At 68.8% G+C, this 19,373-nt stretch carries 16 protein-coding genes; all 16 read left to right on the forward strand.

Translation table 11 applies throughout. The features are described 5' to 3' along the window. Nucleotides 1-429 precede the first annotated feature (429 nt). Nucleotides 430-3,870 (forward strand): DNA-directed RNA polymerase subunit beta, encoded by a 3,441-nt coding sequence (locus CIK06_RS04035; protein WP_095563679.1) that lies wholly within the window; start codon nt 430-432, stop codon nt 3,868-3,870. 128 nt (nt 3,871-3,998) lie between these two features. Continuing rightward, entirely contained in the window at nt 3,999-7,886 is a 3,888-nt protein-coding gene (locus CIK06_RS04040) for a DNA-directed RNA polymerase subunit beta' (RefSeq protein WP_095563680.1), read from the forward strand. A 169-nt stretch (nt 7,887-8,055) separates the two neighbouring features. Next, on the forward strand, nt 8,056-8,370 hold the full coding sequence (locus tag CIK06_RS04045) for a hypothetical protein (protein ID WP_095563681.1): 315 nt from the start codon (nt 8,056-8,058) through the stop codon (nt 8,368-8,370). A gap of 740 nt (nt 8,371-9,110) precedes the next feature. Further along, a complete protein-coding gene (locus tag CIK06_RS04050; protein WP_232534005.1) occupies nt 9,111-9,563 on the forward strand; it encodes a hypothetical protein in 453 nt (150 codons plus the stop codon). Between the two features lie 525 nt (nt 9,564-10,088). Continuing rightward, nucleotides 10,089-10,463: a 30S ribosomal protein S12 gene (gene rpsL / locus CIK06_RS04055; protein WP_095563682.1), complete on the forward strand. Its 375-nt coding sequence runs from the start codon at nt 10,089-10,091 to the stop codon at nt 10,461-10,463. 1 nt (nt 10,464) lies between these two features. Next, a complete protein-coding gene (gene rpsG / locus CIK06_RS04060) occupies nt 10,465-10,935 on the forward strand; it encodes a 30S ribosomal protein S7 (protein WP_095563683.1) in 471 nt (156 codons plus the stop codon). A 36-nt stretch (nt 10,936-10,971) separates the two neighbouring features. Further along, a complete protein-coding gene (gene fusA, locus CIK06_RS04065; protein WP_095563684.1) occupies nt 10,972-13,068 on the forward strand; it encodes an elongation factor G in 2,097 nt (698 codons plus the stop codon). A 270-nt stretch (nt 13,069-13,338) separates the two neighbouring features. Next, nucleotides 13,339-14,532, forward strand: coding sequence for an elongation factor Tu (tuf, locus tag CIK06_RS04070; RefSeq protein WP_095563685.1), 1,194 nt, complete (start codon nt 13,339-13,341; stop codon nt 14,530-14,532). A gap of 369 nt (nt 14,533-14,901) precedes the next feature. Beyond that, entirely contained in the window at nt 14,902-15,210 is a 309-nt protein-coding gene (rpsJ, locus tag CIK06_RS04075; protein WP_007073037.1) for a 30S ribosomal protein S10, read from the forward strand. Nucleotides 15,211-15,221: 11 nt separating this feature from the next. After that, nucleotides 15,222-15,884, forward strand: a complete 663-nt coding sequence (rplC, locus tag CIK06_RS04080; protein ID WP_095563686.1) for a 50S ribosomal protein L3 — start codon at nt 15,222-15,224, stop codon at nt 15,882-15,884. Then, nucleotides 15,881-16,531 (forward strand): 50S ribosomal protein L4, encoded by a 651-nt coding sequence (gene rplD / locus CIK06_RS04085; protein ID WP_095563687.1) that lies wholly within the window; start codon nt 15,881-15,883, stop codon nt 16,529-16,531. The genes rplC and rplD overlap by 4 nt, the downstream gene beginning before the upstream one ends. Next, a complete protein-coding gene (gene rplW, locus CIK06_RS04090) occupies nt 16,528-16,830 on the forward strand; it encodes a 50S ribosomal protein L23 (RefSeq protein WP_095563688.1) in 303 nt (100 codons plus the stop codon). The genes rplD and rplW overlap by 4 nt, the downstream gene beginning before the upstream one ends. Before the next feature lie 14 nt (nt 16,831-16,844). Next, nucleotides 16,845-17,684: a 50S ribosomal protein L2 gene (gene rplB, locus CIK06_RS04095; RefSeq protein WP_095563689.1), complete on the forward strand. Its 840-nt coding sequence runs from the start codon at nt 16,845-16,847 to the stop codon at nt 17,682-17,684. 12 nt (nt 17,685-17,696) lie between these two features. Further along, nucleotides 17,697-17,978 (forward strand): 30S ribosomal protein S19, encoded by a 282-nt coding sequence (rpsS, locus tag CIK06_RS04100; protein WP_095563690.1) that lies wholly within the window; start codon nt 17,697-17,699, stop codon nt 17,976-17,978. 40 nt (nt 17,979-18,018) lie between these two features. After that, the gene (gene rplV, locus CIK06_RS04105; RefSeq protein ID WP_095563691.1) at nt 18,019-18,516 is read left to right on the forward strand and encodes a 50S ribosomal protein L22; all 498 of its coding nucleotides are present in this window, start codon (nt 18,019-18,021) and stop codon (nt 18,514-18,516) included. Beyond that, nucleotides 18,516-19,373 carry a 30S ribosomal protein S3 gene (rpsC, locus tag CIK06_RS04110; protein ID WP_095563692.1) on the forward strand — a complete coding sequence of 286 codons (858 nt, stop codon included), beginning with the start codon at nt 18,516-18,518 and terminating at the stop codon, nt 19,371-19,373. Before rplV ends, rpsC begins: the two co-directional genes overlap by 1 nt.

A 19,373-nucleotide genomic window follows, 5' to 3' on the forward strand; every position in this document is an offset into this window, starting at 1 on the left:
CCCGTCTGCGTTCGCGGGGGCGGGTCGATCGAAAGACGACCCGACAACCGGCTCGGGCCTTGACGCGGCACGCGAGGGCAGGCACGCTGACATGAGCAAGACCTTCCGCGCTTGCGGCGGGCGCCCAGTGGGTATTGGCAGCAGCACCGAGGGCGCCCCGCGGCGCTTCGGTCGGGCGGCTCGCAGGAAGCGTGCGAGAGACGTGCTCGACGCTCGTTTCGAGCGTCCAGCGACCTAGGTCGCGGCACGTCCGCAACGCAATGCCGTGGCGGGCTGGACAGCGGTTAGCCGCTCGGCTACACTGCTAGTTTGCGCTGCCTTCCGACGTGACCCCTGCTCGGAATGTCCGGATTTGGGCGTTTGGAGTGGGGCCATTGGAGTGCACGCGTACCAGCCGTTCTGCAGCACCGGTCCTCGGAAGGACGCATCTTGGCAGCTTCCCGCCCTGCGAAGACCAGTCGTACGTCGAGCGCTTTCGCTCCCCGCCGAGTTTCCTTCGGCAGGATCACGGAACACCTCGAGGTCCCCAACCTCCTCGCCATCCAGACCGAGTCGTTTGACTGGCTGGTCGGCAACGAGGCATGGCAGGGCCGGTCGACGGACGACCCGCACGCCCGCTCGGGTCTCGCGGAGATCCTCGATGAGATCAGTCCCATCGAGGACTTCTCCGGCACCATGTCGCTGTCCTTCTCCGCACCGCGCTTCGACGAGGTCAAGGCCTCGATCGAGGAGTGCAAGGAGAAGGACCTGACCTACTGCGCCCCGCTGTTCGTCACGGCGGAGTTCACCAACAACACCACCGGCGAGATCAAGAGCCAGACGGTGTTCATGGGTGACTTCCCGATGATGACGCCCAAGGGCACCTTCATCATCAACGGCACCGAGCGCGTCGTGGTCAGCCAACTCGTCCGGTCACCGGGCGTCTACTTCGACAAGCAGCCGGACAAGACCTCCGACCGCGACCTCTCCAGCGTCAAGGTCATCCCGAGTCGGGGTGCCTGGCTGGAGTTCGATATCGACAAGCGCGACACCGTCGGCGTCCGCATCGACCGCAAGCGCCGCCAGGCCGTCACCGTCCTGCTCAAGGCCATCGGATGGTCCGCCGAGCGGATCCGGGAGCGGTTCGGGTGGTCCGAGCTGATGATGACCACCCTGGAGAAGGACCACATCGCCGGGGCGGACGAGGCACTGCTCGACATCTACCGCAAGCTGCGGCCGGGCGAGCCGCCCACCCGGGAGAACGCCCAGACGCTGCTGGACAACCTCTTCTTCAACCCCAAGCGGTACGACCTGGCCAAGGTCGGCCGGTACAAGTTCAACAAGAAGCTCGAGATCGACGTGCCGATCACCACCGGCACGCTGACCGAGGACGACATCGTCGCCACCGTGGAATACCTGTGCCGGCTGCACGCCGGTGAGGACGGCTACGAGGCCGACGACATCGACCACTTCGGCAACCGGCGCCTGCGCACGGTCGGCGAGCTGATCCAGAACCAGGTCCGGGTCGGCCTGTCCCGGATGGAGCGGGTCGTCCGCGAGCGGATGACCACCCAGGACGTCGAGGCCATCACGCCGCAGACCCTGATCAACATCCGCCCGGTGGTGGCGGCGATCAAGGAGTTCTTCGGCACCTCGCAGCTGTCGCAGTTCATGGACCAGACCAACCCGCTCGCGGGTCTGACCCACCGGCGCCGGCTCTCGGCGCTCGGCCCGGGTGGTCTGTCCCGGGAGCGCGCCGGCATGGAGGTCCGGGACGTCCACCCGTCGCACTACGGCCGGATGTGCCCGATCGAGACCCCGGAAGGCCCGAACATCGGCCTGATCGGTGCGCTGTCGGCGTACGCCCGGGTCAACCCGTTCGGCTTCATCGAGACGCCGTACCGCAAGGTCGTCGACGGCCGGGTCACCGACCAGATCGACTACCTGACCGCGGACGAGGAGGACCGGTTCGTCAAGGCCCAGGCCAACGCGCCGCTGCGGGCCGACGGATCGTTCGCCGAGGACCGGGTGCTGGTCCGCCGTAAGGGCGGCGAGACCGAGGACGTCCCGCCGAACGCCGTGGACTACATGGACGTCTCGCCGCGCCAGATGGTGTCGGTGGCGACCGCCATGATCCCGTTCCTGGAGCACGACGACGCCAACCGGGCGCTGATGGGCGCCAACATGCAGCGTCAGGCCGTACCGCTGGTCAAGGCCGAGTCGCCGCTGGTCGGCACCGGCATGGAGTACCGCGCGGCGGTCGACGCCGGTGACGTCGTGGTGGCCGAGGTCGGCGGCGTGGTCGAGGACCTCTGCGCCGACTACATCACGGTGCACCAGGACGACGGACACCGCCGGACGTACCTGCTGCACAAGTTCCGCCGGTCGAACGCGGGCTCCTGCGTCAACCAGAAGCCCGTGGTGTTCGAGGGCGACCGCGTCGAGGCCGGCCAGGTCATCGCCGACGGTCCGTGCACCGACGAGGGCGAGATGGCACTCGGGCGCAACCTGCTCGTGGCCTTCATGACCTGGGAGGGGCACAACTACGAGGACGCGATCATCCTGTCCCAGCGGCTGGTGCAGCAGGACGTCCTCACCTCGATCCACATCGAGGAGCACGAGGTCGACGCCCGGGACACCAAGCTGGGTCCGGAGGAGATCACCCGCGACATCCCGAACGTCAGCGAGGAGATGCTCGCCGACCTCGACGAGCGCGGCATCATCCGGATCGGCGCCGAGGTCGTGCCGGGTGACATCCTGGTCGGCAAGGTGACGCCGAAGGGCGAGACCGAGCTGACCCCCGAGGAGCGGCTGCTCCGCGCGATCTTCGGGGAGAAGGCGCGGGAGGTCCGCGACACCTCGCTCAAGGTCCCGCACGGCGAGAACGGCACGGTCATCGGTGTCCGTACCTTCTCCCGGGAGGACGGCGACGAGCTGCCGCCGGGCGTCAACGAGCTGGTCCGGGTGTACGTCGCGCAGAAGCGCAAGATCCAGGACGGTGACAAGCTCGCCGGCCGGCACGGCAACAAGGGCGTCATCTCCAAGATCCTGCCGGTCGAGGACATGCCGTTCCTGGAGGACGGCACCCCGGTGGACATCGTGCTCAACCCGCTCGGCGTGCCGAGCCGGATGAACATCGGGCAGGTGCTGGAGACCCACCTCGGGTGGGTGGCCAAGACCGGGTGGAAGGTCGAGGGCGACGACGCCGACTGGAAGGCGGCGCTGCGCACGATCGACGCGGCGGAGTCCGAGCCGGACACCAACGTGGCGACGCCGGTCTTCGACGGGGCCCGGGAGGAAGAGATCCACGGCCTGCTCGCGTCGACCCTGCCCAACCGGGACGGCAACCAGCTCATCGGGTCGAGCGGAAAGGCTCGGCTGTTCGACGGCCGCTCCGGTGAACCGCTGCCGGACGCCATCGCGGTGGGTTACATCTACATCCTCAAGTTGAACCACCTGGTCGACGACAAGATCCACGCCCGGTCCACCGGTCCGTACTCGATGATCACCCAGCAGCCGCTGGGTGGTAAGGCGCAGTTCGGTGGCCAGCGGTTCGGCGAGATGGAGTGCTGGGCCATGCAGGCGTACGGCGCCGCCTACGCGTTGCAGGAACTGCTCACCATCAAGTCGGACGACGTGCTCGGCCGGGTGAAGGTCTACGAGGCGATCGTCAAGGGCGAGAACATCCCCGAACCGGGGATCCCGGAGTCGTTCAAGGTGCTGCTCAAGGAGCTGCAGTCGCTGTGCCTGAATGTTGAGGTGCTCTCCAGCGACGGTGTGGCGCTGGAGATGCGCGAGACCGACGACGAGGTGTTCCGGGCCGCTGAGGAACTCGGCATCGACCTGTCCCGGCGTCCGAACGAGGGCGTCAGCAGCGTCGAAGAGATTTGAGGTTGTGTTGTCGGAGCCGGCCCATCCCGCCCCGGGCGGTCAGGCCTGATCCCCTCGCGGGACGGCCGGCTCCGACAACCAACAGAGTGAGCTAGTGAGATATACGAGACGACAGAGGGACACATAACGTGCTCGACGTCAATTTCTTCGACGAGTTGCGCATCGGTCTGGCGACCGCGGACGACATCCGGCAGTGGTCGCACGGCGAGGTCAAGAAGCCCGAGACGATCAACTACCGCACCCTCAAGCCGGAAAAGGACGGGCTCTTCTGCGAGAAGATCTTCGGTCCGCAGCGGGACTGGGAGTGCTACTGCGGTAAGTACAAGCGGGTCCGCTTCAAGGGCATCATCTGCGAGCGCTGCGGCGTCGAGGTGACCCGGTCCAAGGTCCGCCGCGAGCGGATGGGCCACATCGAGCTGGCCGCCCCGGTCACGCACATCTGGTACTTCAAGGGTGTGCCGAGCCGGCTGGGCTACCTGCTCGACCTGGCCCCCAAGGACCTCGAAAAGATCATCTACTTCGCGTCGTACGTGGTGACCGGGGTGGACGTCGAGGCGCGGCACCGCGACCTCGCCACGATCGAGAACGAGATCCTGGCCGAGAAGCGGCAGGCGGAGAACAGCCGCGACTCGGAGATCGAGAAGCGCGCCGCCAAGCTGGAGTCCGACCTCGCCGACCTGGAGGCCGAAGGCGCCAAGGCCGACGTCCGCCGCAAGGTCAAGGAGGGCGGCGAGCGGGAGATGCGCCAGATCCGGGACCGGGCGCAGCGCGAGATCGACCGCCTGGACGAGGTGCTGGACACCTTCCGCAAGCTGGAGCCCAAGCAGCTCGTCACCGACGAACTGCTCTACCGGGAGCTGCGCGACCGGTTCGGCGAGTACTTCACCGGCGGCATGGGTGCCGAGGCCATCAAGGCGCTGGTCCAGAACATGGACCTGGACGCCGAGGCGGAGAACCTGCGCGAGGTCATCCGGTCCGGCAAGGGCCAGCGGAAGATCCGGGCGCTCAAGCGGCTCAAGGTCGTGGCGGCGTTCCAGAACACCCGCAACTCCCCGCTGGGCATGGTGCTGGACTGCGTACCGGTGATCCCGCCGGACCTGCGGCCGATGGTGCAGCTCGACGGTGGCCGGTTCGCCACCAGCGACCTGAACGACCTGTACCGCCGGGTGATCAACCGGAACAACCGGCTGAAGCGGCTGATCGACCTGGGCGCGCCGGAGATCATCGTCAACAACGAGAAGCGGATGCTCCAGGAGGCCGTCGACGCGCTGTTCGACAACGGCCGCCGGGGTCGCCCGGTCACCGGGCCGGGCAACCGTCCGCTCAAGTCGCTGTCCGACATGCTCAAGGGCAAGCAGGGCCGGTTCCGGCAGAACCTGCTCGGCAAGCGCGTCGACTACTCCGGCCGGTCGGTCATCGTCGTCGGCCCGCGGCTGAAGCTGCACCAGTGCGGCCTGCCCAAGCAGATGGCGCTGGAGCTGTTCAAGCCGTTCGTGATGAAGCGCCTGGTCGATCTCAACCACGCGCAGAACATCAAGTCGGCCAAGCGGATGGTCGAGCGGCAGCGGCCGGTCGTGTGGGACGTCCTCGAAGAGGTCATCACCGAGCACCCGGTGCTGCTCAACCGGGCGCCGACCCTGCACCGGCTGGGCATCCAGGCGTTCGAGCCGCAGCTGGTGGAGGGCAAGGCCATCCAGATCCACCCGCTGGTCTGCACCGCGTTCAACGCGGACTTCGACGGCGACCAGATGGCGGTGCACGTGCCGCTGTCGGCCGAGGCGCAGGCCGAGGCCCGGATCCTGATGCTGTCCTCGAACAACATCCTCAAGCCGGCCGACGGCAAGCCGGTCACGATGCCCACTCAGGACATGGTGATCGGGCTGTACCACCTCACCCACCTGACGCCGGACGGCCCGGGTGCGGGTCGGGCGTTCAGCTCCGACGCCGAGGCGCGGATGGCGTTCGACGCGGGCGAACTGGACCTGCAGGCGCCGGTCCGGATCCGGCTGCGGGACGTCGAGGACGTGGACAACGGCCGCGGCGCGCAGCCGTGGACCGCACCCGAGGACTGGACCCCGGGCGAGCCGCTGACCGTGGAGACCACCCTCGGCCGGGTGCTGTTCAACGAGACCCTGCCCAAGGGCTACCGGTTCGTGAACTACGAGATCCGCAAGGGCCAGCTCTCGGCGATCGTGAACGACCTCGCCGAGCGCTTCCCCAAGGTCGCGCTGGCGGCGACGCTGGACGGCCTCAAGGAGGCGGGCTTCCACTGGGCCACCTGGTCCGGCGTCACCATCGGCATGGGCGACGTCATCGCTCCGCCGCGCAAGCGGGAGATCCTGGAGCGGTACGAGAAGGAAGCCGACCGGATCGACAAGCAGTACCAGCGTGGTCTGATGACCGCCGAGGAACGTCGCGGCGAGCTCATCGAGATCTGGACCAAGGCCACCAACGAGGTGGCCAAGGAGATGGACACCGCGCTGCCGCAGGAGAACCCGCTGTGGAAGATGATCAACTCGGGTGCCCGCGGTAACCTGCTCCAGCTCCGGCAGATCGCGGCGATCCGCGGTCTGGTGGCCAACCCGAAGGGCGAGATCATCCCGCGGCCGATCAAGGCCAGCTACCGGGAGGGTCTGTCCGTGCTGGAGTACTTCATCTCCACGCACGGTGCCCGGAAGGGTCTCGCCGACACCGCGCTGCGGACCGCCGACTCGGGTTACCTGACCCGTCGTCTGGTGGACGTCTCGCAGGACGTGATCATCCGCGAGGTGGACTGCGGCACCGACCGGGCCATCCCGATGCAGGTCGGTGAGTGGGCCGACGGCAAGCTCGTGGTGCACGAGCACGCCGAGACGGGCGTGCACGCCCGGACCCTGGCCGACGACATCAAGGGCTCCGACGGCACCCTGGTGGCCGAGCGGGGCGCGGACATCAACTCGATCCTGGTGGACCGGATCGTCGCCGCCGGTGTGGAGACGGTCCGCGTCCGCAGCGTGCTGACCTGCGAGTCGAAGCTGGGCGTCTGCGGTGCCTGCTACGGCCGGTCGCTGCCGACCGGCAAGACCGTGGATGTCGGCGAGGCCGTCGGCATCATCGCCGCCCAGTCCATCGGTGAGCCGGGTACGCAGCTGACGATGCGTACCTTCCACACCGGTGGTGTCGCGGGTGAGGACATCACCCAGGGTCTGCCCCGGGTCCAGGAAATCTTCGAGGCCCGGATCCCGAAGGGCAAGGCGCCGATCGCCGACACCCCGGGCCGGGTCCGGATCGAGGACGGCGAGCGGTCGCGGAAGATCATCGTGGTGCCGGACGACGGCAGCGACGAGATCGTCTACGACAAGATCTCCAAGCGGGTCCGGCTGCGGGCCCACGACGGCGACCACGTCGACGTCGGGGAGAAGCTCACCGAGGGCACCATCGACCCGCACGAGTTGCTGCGCATCCTCGGCCCGCGGGCGGTCCAGGTCCACCTGACCCAGGAGGTCCAGGAGGTCTACCGGTCCCAGGGTGTGCTCATCCACGACAAGCACATCGAGATCATCATCCGCCAGATGCTCAAGCGGGTGACCGTGATCGACTCCGGCTCGACCGAGTTCCTGCCGGGTGTGCTGGTCGACCGCGCGGTCTTCGAGTCGGAGAACCGGCGGTTGGTCTCCGAGGGCGGCGAGCCGGCCGCCGGTCGTCCGCAGCTCATGGGTATCACCAAGGCGTCGCTGGCCACCGACTCGTGGCTGTCGGCGGCGTCGTTCCAGGAGACCACCCGGGTGCTGACCGACGCGGCGATCAACGCCCGCAGCGACTCGCTGATCGGGCTCAAGGAGAACGTCATCATCGGAAAGCTCATCCCGGCCGGTACCGGCATCAGCAAGTACCGCAACATCCGGGTGGAGCCGACCGAGGAGGCGAAGGCCAAGGTCTACTCGATGACCGGGTACCCGGAGACGGACTACGGCTTCGGGCCGGCCAGCGGCCAGGCGGTACCGCTGGACGACTTCGACTTCGGGTCGTACCGCTAACCGCTTGGCGGACCCCGGGGTGTTCCGCACCTCGGGGTCCGGAAGCAGGCATCAACGCCGGGCGTTCCGGTCACCGTCGCACGACGGTGGACGGAACGCCCGGCGTCTTTTGTAGGCTGACGGCGTGCAGAGCTTTCCCGGTCCGCAACCGGCGTGGCCGCGGCACCCGATGGATCCGGATCCCGTCCGGTCCAGCAAGGCGCCCACCGTGTTCGCGCTGGGCCTGGTCGCGATGCTCACCGGGCTGTTCGTCGGTGGCGTCGTTCCGGCAACCCTGACGCTGCTGCTCGCCCGCCAGGCGCGACGGCAGGCGTACGCCTCGGGCGGCTACCTCACCGGTGCGGCGTTGCTGCGTCGGGGCGAACGGCTGGCCTGGATCGGCCTGACCCTCGCCGCCACCACCGTGGTGCTGGCCCTGATCGTCGCGATCCTGCACTTCGTGGCCACCGCCGGCACCCGGGACTACGCCCCCAGCGTCAACTGAGCCCGGGTCGGCGGCGCCCCCGCCGCCGCGTCCCGACCGGACCGGGCCTTCCGGCCGTCCGTGCCCACCCTCGGCGATCCGGCCGCGGCGGTAACCTGAAACCGGATGTCCCGCCCCAGCCGGGTCGGATGTTCCGCCATGGCAGGGGAGGATCGTTGGCGCAGGACGAGCAGCCGTCGCGGGACGTGACGGAACCGGTCGCTCCGCCGGAGCGGGCGGATCCCGTGACCGGCCGGGCGCCGGAGGCGGCAACGCCGTACGCTCCGGTCCCGGAGCCGCCGTCGGCTCATCCGCCGCAGGGACCGTCGAGCGTCCAACCAGAGCCGAACCCGTGGGCGCGGCCGGAGCCGGCCTGGTCCGGTGGGCAGGCGTACCCCGGTGGCACCGGTGGAGGTCTGGTTCATCCGGGCGGTCCGAGACATCCGGATCCGGGTGGTCCGGGACATCCCGGCGGTCCGGGATACGCCGGCGGTCCGGGATACGCCGGCGGTCCGGGATACGCCGGCGGTCCGGGATACGCCGGCGGTCCGCGATACGCCGGCGGTTCGGCTTACCCCGGTGGTCCGGGTTACCCCGGCGGTGCGGGACACCAGAACGGTCCGGGATACCCGAAGGGTCCGGCCCGTCCCGCTGGTCCGGCGTATCCGAGCGGCTGGGCGTACCCGGGCGGTCCGGGACATGCGGGCGGCCCGGGGCATCCGGGTGGTCCGGGGCGCCCCGGCGGGGCGCCGGGGCCGGGCGTGCACAACGGCTACGGGCCGCCGCGGGTGCCGCCGCCACCGGCCGAGGCGGTCCGCCCGCCGCGGCGGGTCGATCCGGTGCCGGGCACCCCGTTCGGATTGGTGCAACTGGATGTGCCGCCGGTCACATCGGGGCCGGCTATCGGCGGGCTGCTCGCCGGGATCGGCTCGATCGTCGTGGCGTTGCTGGTGGGATGCTTCGGCCTCAGCGGCGCGCGGGCCGGCTGGGGAGCCTGGGCCGCGGGGGCGTTCGCCGTGCTCAGCGGGCTCGCCGGGCTGGCCGCGGTGGTCCTCGGCCTGATCGGGCGGCGGCAGATCAACCGGCCGGCACCGCCGCCGGCGGTCCGGTTCACCGGCCGCGGCATCGCGCTGGCCGGGATCAGCTGCGGGGCCGCCGGCCTGGGTCTGACCGTGCTGGCGTTCATCGCCAGCCTGGTCGCCACCGTCGTCTGAGCCGTCCCGGGGTGTTCACGCCCGCCGCCGTTCGGGAGGTCGGAACGTCGGTGCCGCGGGTTGGGCGATGATCGGACCACCTGGGCGGTGTGCCGGTTTGGGCGCTACACTTGACTACCGGAGCCGCCCATGTGGGCGGGCGACACGGTGACACGGGCCGGACGAGAGCAATCGCACACTCTCCCCGGGCATTCCGTTTTGACCTGTGCCCGTCTGGTGGGTACGCTTTTCCTGTGCTCGGGTTCGCCCGAGCAATTTGCGCGTGCGCTCGTGCCGGCAGGATCGCCTTCCGCAGGCGGCGCGTGACAGTCACAAGGACGCGCGTCCGCAGGGCGTGCGCGGAGAAGATCCCGAGCAGGTGCGAACGTGTGAGGGAAAACCGTGAGCGGGCGACACGCCCGACCGCGGGTGCCGGGACCACCGCCTCGGGGGTTGCGGTTCGGAAGGTAAGAGGGTCGCCCACCCAGGGAGACCACGGTAGAACGGCGCGGCCACAGCGGTGGCCGAAGGGAGCGGAGAAACCCGGTGCCAACGATCCAGCAGCTGGTCCGCAAGGGCCGCCAGGCAAAGACCACGAAGACCAAGACGCCGGCGCTGAAGGGCAGCCCGCAGCGGCGCGGCGTGTGCACGCGCGTTTACACCACCACCCCGAAGAAGCCCAACTCGGCGCTGCGCAAGGTCGCTCGTGTCAAGCTGAGCAGCCAGATCGAGGTGACGGCGTACATCCCTGGTGTCGGGCACAACCTGCAGGAGCACTCGATCGTGCTCGTCCGCGGCGGCCGGGTGAAGGACCTCCCCGGTGTGCGGTACAAGATCATTCGCGGTTCGCTGGACACCCAGGGTGTTCGCAACCGCAAGCAGGCCCGCAGCCGCTACGGCGCCAAGAAGGAGAAGAGCTGACATGCCGCGTAAGGGCCCCGCACCGCGTCGACCGCTGATCGCCGACCCGGTGTACAACTCGCCGCTGGTCACCCAGCTGGTGAACAAGATCCTCCTGCGTGGCAAGCGTCAGCTCGCCGAGAAGATCGTCTACGCCGCCCTCGAGGGCTGCCGGGAGAAGTCCGGCACCGACCCCGTGGTGACGCTCAAGCGGGCGATGGACAACGTGAAGCCGACCCTCGAGGTCCGCAGCCGCCGGGTCGGTGGCGCCACGTACCAGGTCCCGGTCGAGGTCCGGCCGGCTCGCGCGACCACCCTCGGCCTGCGCTGGCTGGTCTCCTACTCGCGCGCCCGCCGGGAGAAGACCATGGTCGAGCGCCTGATGAACGAGCTGCTCGACGCGAGCAACGGTCTTGGTGCCGCCGTGAAGCGGCGCGAGGACACGCACAAGATGGCGGAGTCGAACAAGGCCTTCGCGCACTACCGCTGGTGAAACCAGTCATCGAGACGACGATAAGTAGGGATTGAAGTGGCCGCCGCAGAAGCGCTCGCCAAGGTACGCAACATCGGCATCATGGCGCACATCGATGCCGGTAAGACCACCACCACTGAGCGGATCCTGTTCTACACCGGCATCACGTACAAGATCGGTGAGGTCCACGAGGGCGCTGCCGTCATGGACTGGATGGAGCAGGAGCAGGAGCGGGGGATCACCATCACCTCCGCCGCGACCAAGTGTGAGTGGAAGGGCCACACGATCCAGATCATCGACACGCCCGGCCACGTCGACTTCACGGTCGAGGTCGAGCGGTCGCTGCGGGTGCTCGACGGCGCGGTCGCGGTCTACGACGGTGTGGCCGGCGTCGAGCCGCAGACCGAGAACGTCTGGCGCCAGGCGGACAAGTACAACGTCCCCCGGATGTGCTTCGTCAACAAGCTCGACCGGACGGGCGCGGACTTCTTCCGCTGCGTGCAGATGATGATCGACCGGCTGAACGCCACTCCGCTGGTGCTGCAGATCCCGATCGGCCTTGAGGCCGACCACATCGGCGTCGTCGACCTGGTCGGCATGCGGGCCCTCACCTGGCGCGGCGAGACCGTCAAGGGCGAGGACTACACGATCGAGGAGATCCCGGCCGACCTCGCCGACAGCGCCGCCGAGTGGCGCGAGAAGCTGATCGAGACCCTCGCCGACGTGGACGACTCCATCATGGAGAAGTACCTCGAGGGCGAGGATCTGTCGGTCGACGAGATCAAGCACGCCATTCGCCGGGCCACCATCGCCGGCAAGGCCAACCCGGTCGTCTGCGGTTCGGCGTTCAAGAACAAGGGCGTGCAGCCCATGCTCGACGCCGTGGTCGACTACCTGCCGTCGCCGCTGGACGTTCCGGCGATCGAGGGCACGGCGACCGACGGCGAGACGCCGATGCAGCGCAAGCCGTCCACCTCGGAGCCGTTCTCCGGCCTGGCCTTCAAGATCCAGACCGACAAGCACCTCGGCAAGCTCACCTACGTCCGGGTCTACTCCGGCGTGGTCGAGTCCGGGTCCCAGGTGGTCAACTCCACCAAGGACCGCAAGGAGCGGATCGGCAAGATCTACCAGATGCACGCGAACAAGCGTGAGGAGCGGTCGAGCGCCGCGGCCGGCGAGATCATCGCCGTCCAGGGCCTCAAGCAGACCACCACCGGCGACACGCTCTGCGACCCGGCGAACCCGGTGATCCTGGAGTCGATGACGTTCCCGGAGCCGGTCATCGAGGTGGCCATCGAGCCGAAGACCAAGGCCGACCAGGAGAAGCTCAGCACCGCCATCCAGCGGCTCGCCGAGGAGGACCCGACCTTCCGGGTCAAGCTCGACGACCAGACCGGTCAGACGGTCATCTCCGGCATGGGCGAGCTGCACCTGGACATCCTGGTGGACCGGATGCGCCGCGAGTTCAACGTCGAGGCCAACATCGGCAAGCCGCAGGTCGCGTACCGCGAGACCATCCGCCGCAAGGTGGAGAAGGTCGAGTACACGCACAAGAAGCAGACCGGTGGTTCGGGTCAGTACGCGCGGGTCATCGTCAACCTGGAGCCGCTGCCGATGGGCAGCGACGCCCCGACGTACGAGTTCGCCAACGAGGTCACCGGCGGACGCGTGCCGAGGGAGTTCATCCCGTCGGTGGACGCCGGCGCCCAGGACGCCATGCAGTACGGCATCCTGGCCGGCTTCCCGCTGGTCGGCCTCAAGCTGACGCTGACGGACGGCCAGTACCACGAGGTCGACTCCTCGGAAATGGCGTTCAAGATCGCCGGTTCGATGGTGCTCAAGGAGGCGGCCCGCAAGGCCGACCCGGCGCTGCTCGAGCCGATGATGGCGGTCGAGGTCACCACGCCCGAGGAGAACATGGGCGACGTGATCGGCGACCTGAACTCCCGTCGCGGCATCATCCAGGCGATGGAGGAGCGCAGCGGCGCCCGCGTCGTCCGGGCCCTGGTGCCGCTGTCGGAGATGTTCGGCTACGTCGGCGATCTGCGGTCCAAGACCCAGGGCCGGGCGAGCTACAGCATGCAGTTCGACTCCTACGCCGAGGTTCCGGCCAACGTGGCGAAGGAGATCATCGCGAAGGCGACCGGCGAGTGAGCCCTCGGGCGCACCTCGCGGGTCACCGGGTCCGGTGATACCGCACTGGTCGCGGGCGGGTAACCTCGCCCGCGACCGGCACGGGGCGAGCTGCACGAGACCAGTCGAAATGGTTTCACCGCCGCACGACCCAGTGCTGTCCGGCGCGGTCAGCCGCACCGGAAAGCCAGTGCTTCCCGGCCCCTAGGGCCGGAAGGGCTGTCGACAGAGTCCCAACGCCGAACGGCGTGCCGGGCGTACGAACCAAGAAGTCCTTGAGGAGGACACCAAGTGGCGAAGGCGAAGTTCGAGCGGACTAAGCCGCACGTCAACATCGGCACCATTGGTCACATCGACCACGGTAAGACGACGCTGACGGCGGCCATTACGAAGGTCCTGCACGACAAGTACCCGGACATCAACCCGTACACGCCGTTCGACGAGATCGACAAGGCGCCGGAGGAGAAGGCCCGGGGCATCACGATCTCCATCGCGCACGTCGAGTACCAGACCGAGGCGCGGCACTACGCGCACGTCGACTGCCCCGGTCACGCCGACTACATCAAGAACATGATCACCGGTGCCGCCCAGATGGACGGCGCGATCCTGGTGGTGGCGGCGACCGACGGCCCGATGCCGCAGACCCGTGAGCACGTGCTGCTGGCCCGTCAGGTCGGTGTGCCGTACATCGTCGTGGCGCTCAACAAGAGCGACATGGTGGACGACGAGGAGCTGCTTGAGCTCGTCGAGCTCGAGGTTCGCGAGCTGCTCTCGTCGCAGGAGTACCCGGGCGACGACCTGCCGGTCGTGCGCGTCTCGGCGCTCAAGGCGCTGGAGGGCGACCCGGAGTGGACCGAGCGGCTGATGGAGCTGATGAACGCGGTGGACACCGCGATTCCGCAGCCCGAGCGGGAGACCGACCGGCCGTTCCTCATGCCGATCGAGGACGTCTTCACGATCACCGGTCGCGGTACGGTCGTCACCGGCCGCGCCGAGCGGGGCATCCTCAAGCCGAACGAGGAGGTGGAGCTCGTCGGCATCCGCGAGAAGTCGATGAAGACCACCTGCACCGGCATCGAGATGTTCCGCAAGCTGCTGGACGAGGCGCGGGCCGGTGAGAACGTCGGTCTGCTGCTGCGTGGTGTGAAGCGCGAGGACGTCGAGCGCGGCATGGTGGTCGTCAAGCCGGGCACCACCACCCCGCACACGGAGTTCGAGGCGACGGTCTACATCCTCTCCAAGGAGGAGGGTGGCCGCCACACCCCGTTCTTCCAGAACTACCGTCCGCAGTTCTACTTCCGGACCACGGACGTCACCGGCGTCGTCACGCTGCCCGAGGGCACCGAGATGGTCATGCCGGGCGACAACACCTCGATGACCGTCAAGCTGATCCAGCCGATCGCGATGGAGGACAACCTCAAGTTCGCGATCCGCGAGGGCGGCCGGACGGTTGGCGCGGGTCGCGTCACCAAGATTCTCAAGTGAGTCAGGTAACCCCGATTGGCGTTGCCGTGCGCTAGTACGGCATACTAGTCAGGTTGCGTAGGCGACGGGTGGTTGGCTGCCCTGGTGGCCAACCACCCTCGCTCGGCGTCCGGGTTCAGGCACGACGTTCCCGGCGCTCCCGACCTCCTGCACGGGCCTCGGGGTCGCTCCGCGCGGAGCGTGTCCCGTACGGCCACGGTGTGCCGGGCCGCCGTTCACGGTGGGCCGGAACCGATCGCGGACCTCCGGATTCCCGGAGTGCGAAGCAAGGGCGCGACACGCCCGACCGCGGGGGTCGGCGGAGCGGGGTCCAGCCAGCCGGCGGACCTCCGCACAACAGCGGCATCGAGAGAAGGAACAGAAGCCACCATGGCGGGACAGAAGATCCGCATCCGGCTCAAGGCCTATGACCACGAGGTCGTCGACTCCTCGGCGCGGAAGATCGTCGAGACGGTGACGCGTACCGGGGCGCAGGTCGCGGGCCCGGTGCCGCTGCCCACGGAGATCAACCGTTTCTGCGTGATCCGTTCGCCGCACAAGTACAAGGACTCGCGCGAGCACTTCGAGATGCGCACGCACAAGCGTCTGATCGACATCATCGACCCGACCCCCAAGACGGTCGACTCGCTCATGCGCCTCGACCTGCCGGCTGGCGTCGACATCGAGATCAAGCTGTAGGGACCGGACTAATGGACAGGCAAGTTAAGGGCATCCTGGGCGCCAAGCTCGGCATGACCCAGGTCTGGGACAACAACCGCGTTGTCCCGGTGACCGTGGTGCAGGCCGGCCCGTGCGTCGTGACCCAGGTCCGTACCGCCGACAAGGACGGCTACGCCGCGGTCCAGTTGGCGTACGGCGCGATCGACCCGCGGAAGGTGAACAAGCCCGAGAGCGGGCACTTCGCCAAGTCCGGTGCTGCTCCGCGCCGGCACCTCGTCGAGCTGCGCACCACCGACGCGACCGACTACGAGCTCGGCCAGGAGGTCACCGTCGAGGCTTTCGAGCCGGGCAGCGTGATCGACGTGACCGGCCGGACCAAGGGCAAGGGCTACGCCGGTGTGATGAAGCGGCACGGCTTCCACGGTCTGCGCGCGAGCCACGGTGTCGAGCGCAAGCACCGCTCGCCGGGCTCCATCGGCGGCTGCGCCACCCCGGGCCGGGTCTTCAAGGGCATGCGGATGGCCGGCCGGATGGGCCGGGTCCGCTACACCGTGCAGAACCTGCGGATCCAGGCCGTCGACCCGGAGAACAACCTGCTGCTGGTGCGCGGCGCCATCCCGGGCCCCAAGGGCGCCCTGGTGCTGGTCCGCTCGGCGGCCAAGGACCAGGTCAAGAAGGGGGCCGGCAAGTGACCACCGTTGACGTACTGAACGTCGAGGGCGCCAAGAGCGGCTCGGTCGAGCTGCCCGCGGACGTCTTCGATGTGCAGGCCAACGTGCCGCTGATGCACCAGGTCGTGGTGGCCCAGCTCGCGGCCGCCCGGCAGGGCACGCACAAGACGAAGACCCGCGGCGAGGTGTCCGGCGGCGGCGTGAAGCCGTACAAGCAGAAGGGCACCGGTCGGGCCCGGCAGGGTTCGATCCGCGCGCCGCAGTTCGCCGGCGGCGGTGTCGTGCACGGCCCGGTGCCGCGCGACTACCGGCAGCGGACCCCGAAGAAGATGAAGGCGGCCGCCCTGCGGGGCGCGCTCTCCGACCGGGCGCGGGCCGGCCAGGTGTACGTGGTCGAGGCGTTCGTGGCCGGCGAGAAGCCGTCGACGAAGGCGGCCCTCGGCGTGCTGCGCAAGGTCACCGAGGCCCGCCGGGTGCTGGTGGTGCTGAGCTCCGCCGACGAGCTGAACTGGCTGTCGCTGCGCAACGAGCCGTCGGTGCACCTGATCGAGGCCGGCCAGCTGAACACCTACGACGTGCTGGTCGCCGACGACGTGGTCTTCACCAGGGACGCGTTGGACGAGTTCCTCGGCGTCCCGGCCGAGTCCGGGCAGGAGGGTGACAAGTGACGACCATCGCGGACCCGCGCGACATCATCGTGGCGCCGGTCATCTCGGAGAAGAGCTACAGCGAGCTGAACCGCAACTGGTACACCTTCCTGGTGCACCCGGACGCCAACAAGACCCAGATCAAGATCGCCATCCAGCAGATCTTCGACGTCCGCGTCCTGACGGTGAACACCCTCAACCGCGAGGGCAAGCGCAAGCGGACCCGTACCGGGTTCGGCAAGCGCAAGAACACCAAGCGGGCGATGGTGAAGCTGGCTGACGGTGACCGTATCGAGGCCTTCGGCGGCCCGGTCAGCTGAGGGGTTAAAGACAAATGCCTATCCGTAAGTACAAGCCGACGACGCCGGGCCGGCGCGGTTCCAGCGTCTCCGACTTCGCCGAGATCACCCGATCGACGCCGGAGAAGTCGCTGCTTGCGCCGCTGCCGAAGAAGGGTGGCCGGAACGTCCACGGCCGGGTCACGGCCCGGCACCAGGGCGGCGGCCACAAGCGGCAGTACCGCATCATCGACTTCAAGCGGGTCGACAAGGACGGCGTGCCGGCCAAGGTCGCGCACATCGAGTACGACCCCAACCGGACCGCCCGGATCGCGCTGCTGCACTACGCGGACGGCGAGAAGCGCTACATCCTCGCCCCCCGCGACCTGAAGCAGGGCGACGCGGTGGAGTCGGGGCCGAGCGCGGACATCAAGCCGGGCAACAACCTGCCGCTGCGGAACATCCCGGTCGGTACGACCGTGCACGGCGTGGAGCTGCGCCCGGGCGGCGGGGCCAAGCTGGCCCGCTCGGCCGGCGTCGGCATCCAGCTGCTGGGCCGGGAGGGTGCGTTCGCCACCCTCCGGATGCCCTCGGGTGAGATCCGCCGGGTCGACGTGCGCTGCCGCGCCACCGTCGGCGAGATCGGCAACGCCGATCAGTCAAACATCAACTGGGGCAAGGCCGGCCGGATGCGGTGGAAGGGCAAGCGCCCCAGCGTCCGCGGTGTCGCCATGAACCCGGTCGACCACCCGCATGGTGGTGGTGAGGGCAAGACCTCCGGTGGTCGCCACCCGGTGAACCCCCAGGGCAAGCCCGAGGGTCGTACCCGGCGCAAGGGTCTGCCGAGCGACCGGATGATCGTCCGCCGCCGCTACGCCACGCGGAAGCGCGGCTGAGGGAGATAAGAGATGCCTCGCAGCCTGAAGAAGGGCCCGTTCATCGACGACCACCTGCTCAAGAAGGTGGAGACGCAGAACGACAAGGGCTCGAAGAACGTCATCAAGACCTGGTCGCGGCGCTCGACGATCATCCCGGAGATGCTCGGGCACACGATCGCCGTGCATGACGGCCGCAAGCATGTCCCGGTGTTCATCACCGAGGCGATGGTCGGGCACAAGCTCGGCGAGTTCGCGTTGACCCGGACCTTCAAGGGTCACGAAAAGGACGACCGGAAGAGCCGCCGGCGCTGACGCCGCGGGCATACGGATAGAGGATCAAGGGGTTACAGCGATGCCAGTTAAGGGCGACGCTCCGGTGCTTCCGGGCGCGCGGGCGGTTGCGCGGCACGTGCGCATCTCGCCGACCAAGGCGCGCCGGGTGGTCAACCTCGTCCGCGGTCTGCCCGCGAAGGAGGCGCTCACGGTGCTCCAGTTCGCGCCGCAGGCCGCCAGTGAGCAGGTGTACAAGGTGCTCGCCAGCGCGATCGCCAACGCGGAGAACAACGAGCGGCTGGACCCCGACGCGCTGCTCGTCAGCGAGGCGTTCGTGGACGAGGGCCCGACCATGAAGCGGTTCCGGCCGCGTGCGCAGGGCCGGGCGTACCGGATCCGCAAGCGCACCTGTCACATCACGATCGCGGTCGAGGCGGTCGTGGCCGCTGCGCCGGCGCGCAAGGCCGGCAAGAAGGCCGCGCCCGCCAAGCAGAGCGCGGCGACGCAGGACGAGCCGGCCGCCGCGGCGCAGGGCGAGGCCGCGCAGACGCAGAGCAACACGGAAGGTGCCGAGTAATGGGTCAGAAGGTCCACCCGCACGGGTTCCGGCTCGGCATCTCGACCGACTGGAAGTCCCGGTGGTTCGCGGACAAGCTCTACAAGGACTACATCGGCGAGGACGTCAAGATCCGCCGGATGATGTCCAAGGGCCTGGAGCGGGCCGGTATCTCGAAGGTCGACATCGAGCGCACCCGGGACCGGGTCCGGGTCGACATCCACACCGCCCGGCCGGGCATCGTCATCGGCCGTAAGGGTGCGGAGGCCGACCGGATCCGCGGTGAGCTGGAGAAGCTGACCGGCAAGCAGGTCCAGCTCAACATCCTTGAGGTGAAGAGCCCGGAGTCGGACGCGCAGCTGGTCGCGCAGGGCGTGGCCGAGCAGCTGTCCAGCCGGGTGAGCTTCCGGCGGGCGATGCGCAAGGCCATGCAGTCGGCCATGAAGAACCCGGTCTGCAAGGGCATCCGGGTGCAGGTCTCCGGTCGTCTCGGCGGCGCGGAGATGAGCCGTACCGAGTTCTACCGCGAGGGTCGGGTTCCGCTGCACATGCTGCGGGCCAACATCGAGTACGGCTTCTTCGAGGCCCGGACCACGTTCGGCCGGATCGGCGTGAAGGTCTGGATCTACAAGGGCGACGCCGTACCCGGTCGGGAGGCACCGGCCGAGACCGCGCCGTCGCGGCCCCGCCGCGAGCGCGGCGACCGGCCCGATCGTCCGCGTCGGGGTCGGTCTGGTTCGTCCGGCACGACCGCCGGTGGCACCGAGGCCGGACGCGCCGCCGCGGCGGCGCGGGGTGGCGACACCCCCGCCGCGAGTGAGTCGGCCGGCACCGAGGCCACCGCCCCGGCTCCGGCAGAACAGCAGCAGGAGGGCTGA

Origin of the sequence: Plantactinospora sp. KBS50, assembly GCF_002285795.1 — a bacterium.
Lineage (GTDB): Bacteria > Actinomycetota > Actinomycetes > Mycobacteriales > Micromonosporaceae > KBS50.